Source organism: Bartonella sp. MR30HLJHH, assembly GCF_042194195.1.
GTDB lineage: Bacteria > Pseudomonadota > Alphaproteobacteria > Rhizobiales > Rhizobiaceae > Bartonella > Bartonella grahamii.
On sequence record NZ_JBHIMO010000060.1, the window covers coordinates 1 to 1,955 of the forward strand.

Below are 1,955 nucleotides of genomic sequence, written 5' to 3' on the forward strand. Positions count from 1 at the left end.
AAAATTCATTTTTTAATACATCATCGACGCGAAAGGTAAATGTTGTCTCAGCCATTTTACGACTACTTAATGTGTTATAATGTAATTCTAATGTAATACATTTTTACTATTTCTTCAATAGCTACTGTTAGAATAGATATCTTATATCTATTTTGCATTTTCATAGGGTTGAAAGAGACGCCCATGCCAAACCCTCAGCACAGCACGTGTAATGCCCTGCGCATGCGTAAAAGAACACATCATTTAAAATCCTATAACGTTGCGTCATAGGACAGATTTTGCACTCTCTAGGGTGATGAGTTTGAGAAAGCCTTGTCCGTCCTTACGTGACAAGGTTTTCTTTTTATGCCGCGTCGCTTTGACGTTGCTGTTTTGCTTGCTCGATGACATTCAAAAGATCTGATTGTAACCAACGCGATAAAAAGCCAAATTTTAAAGGTTTTGGGAGAGAGCCATTGGTTACATGACGGCGGAATGTTGAGACACTCATATGAAGCAATTTTGCACTTTCACGGTCTGTCAAAAGAATATCATTTTCTGTCATACTAAAATCCTTTCAAAAGTAAAAAAATGAGAACAAATCATAACCATTTATTAACCATATTTTGGTTCATTTTTGAAGGTATTTTATTTATAGAAAACAATATTTTATCATACAGTTTCTGATGTGAGACGTGATGAATCTTATTGAGAAAGAATGAGAGACAAGAGAGTTAAAGTTATGCACAGATCATGGGGTTATTCACCCCATATCTTAAGATTGACCCGTGACATATGCCGCCCATTTATCCATATAGATCCGGCGTTGTTCTAGATAATCAGTGCGACGATAGGCACGCTCTACTTTACCGCCGACCGTATGACTTAGAATAGTTTCAGCGACCTCATAGGGAGCATCGGTTGTTTCAGCGAGCCAATTGCGTAAACTAGAACGAAAACCATGGGGGCAGACTTCAATTTTATTTTTTCTCATATACGTAGCCATACATTTCTCAGCGAGGGGACCACGACCTCTAGCAGAAAAAAAGAAATCATTACGAGAGAGCAAGCGCGCTTGTTTTAGAATTTCTAATGCTTCTGTTGATAGAGGCACGCGAAATTCTGTTGTAGCATCACGCCTTCCTTTCATATTCTCAGCAGGGATTGTCCAGATATCATCTTCAATCTGATCTTCACGAATATGACGCAAAGGATTGCTACGAACCCCTGTAAGGATAAGCAGACGCAAAGCTAAATGTTTTATAGTTGTTGTTTTGCAGAGAAATTGGTAAAAAGCCGGCACATCTCTCCAATCCATGGCTGGTAAGCTTTGTTTTTTATGACGTTGTTTGCCTAAGAGCGCGCGTGCTTTTTCTACTGCTTGTAAATCAACATCTAACCCTAATGCAGCCGCATGTTTGAGACAAAGATTAAGACGCATTAGTGCTGTTCGAGCAGTTCCAGCTTTTGTATGCCAAATAGGGGCAAGGGTATCGCGTATCTCTGTTTGCGTAATCTCTGAAACGGGCAGACAGCCTAATTTAGGGAGAATATGGAGGCGTAATGGTAAAAACCAATCCCCATCTTTACCATCATTTTTTAATTCAGCTTTACGACTTTCAAAAGCATCCAACGCGATATCTTTTAAATAATGGAGATTACTTATTGCCTCACGCTTTTGTTTTTCACGTTCTTTAATAGGGTCACGACCTTCACGAAGAACAGAACGCCACCCAGTTGCCAATTCACGGGCTTGTTTTAAAGAAACATCTCTCAAGGCACCCAAGCCCATTTCGCGGCGCCGACCATGAATGGTATAACGGTAAATCCATTGAGCACCTCCATCTTTACGCTTATGAAGTAACAAGCCAGCACCATCATTATATTTGCCAGCCCCCAATGTTGCGACAGCCCTTGCATTAAGACGGTTCATAAGAGCCATTTTTAGTCCTTTCTTATACAAATTTGATCCACAC

Annotated in this window: 2 protein-coding genes; both read right to left on the reverse strand. The window is 39.9% G+C overall.

Annotated elements, in window-relative coordinates:
• Positions 1-343 precede the first annotated feature (343 nt).
• On the reverse strand, positions 344-544 hold the full coding sequence (locus ACFIKR_RS09170; RefSeq protein WP_007347209.1) for an AlpA family transcriptional regulator: 201 nt from the start codon (positions 542-544) through the stop codon (positions 344-346).
• Positions 545-754: 210 nt separating this feature from the next.
• Entirely contained in the window at positions 755-1,921 is a 1,167-nt protein-coding gene (locus ACFIKR_RS09175; RefSeq protein ID WP_375659628.1) for a tyrosine-type recombinase/integrase, read from the reverse strand.
• Between the last annotated feature and the right edge of the window lie 34 nt (positions 1,922-1,955).

Coding starts and splice junctions, on each gene's coding strand:
- ACFIKR_RS09170 (WP_007347209.1), bottom strand. CDS start 544: ATGACAGAAAATGATATTCTTTTGACAGACCGTGAAAGTGCAAAATTG.
- ACFIKR_RS09175 (WP_375659628.1), bottom strand. CDS start 1,921: ATGGCTCTTATGAACCGTCTTAATGCAAGGGCTGTCGCAACATTGGGG.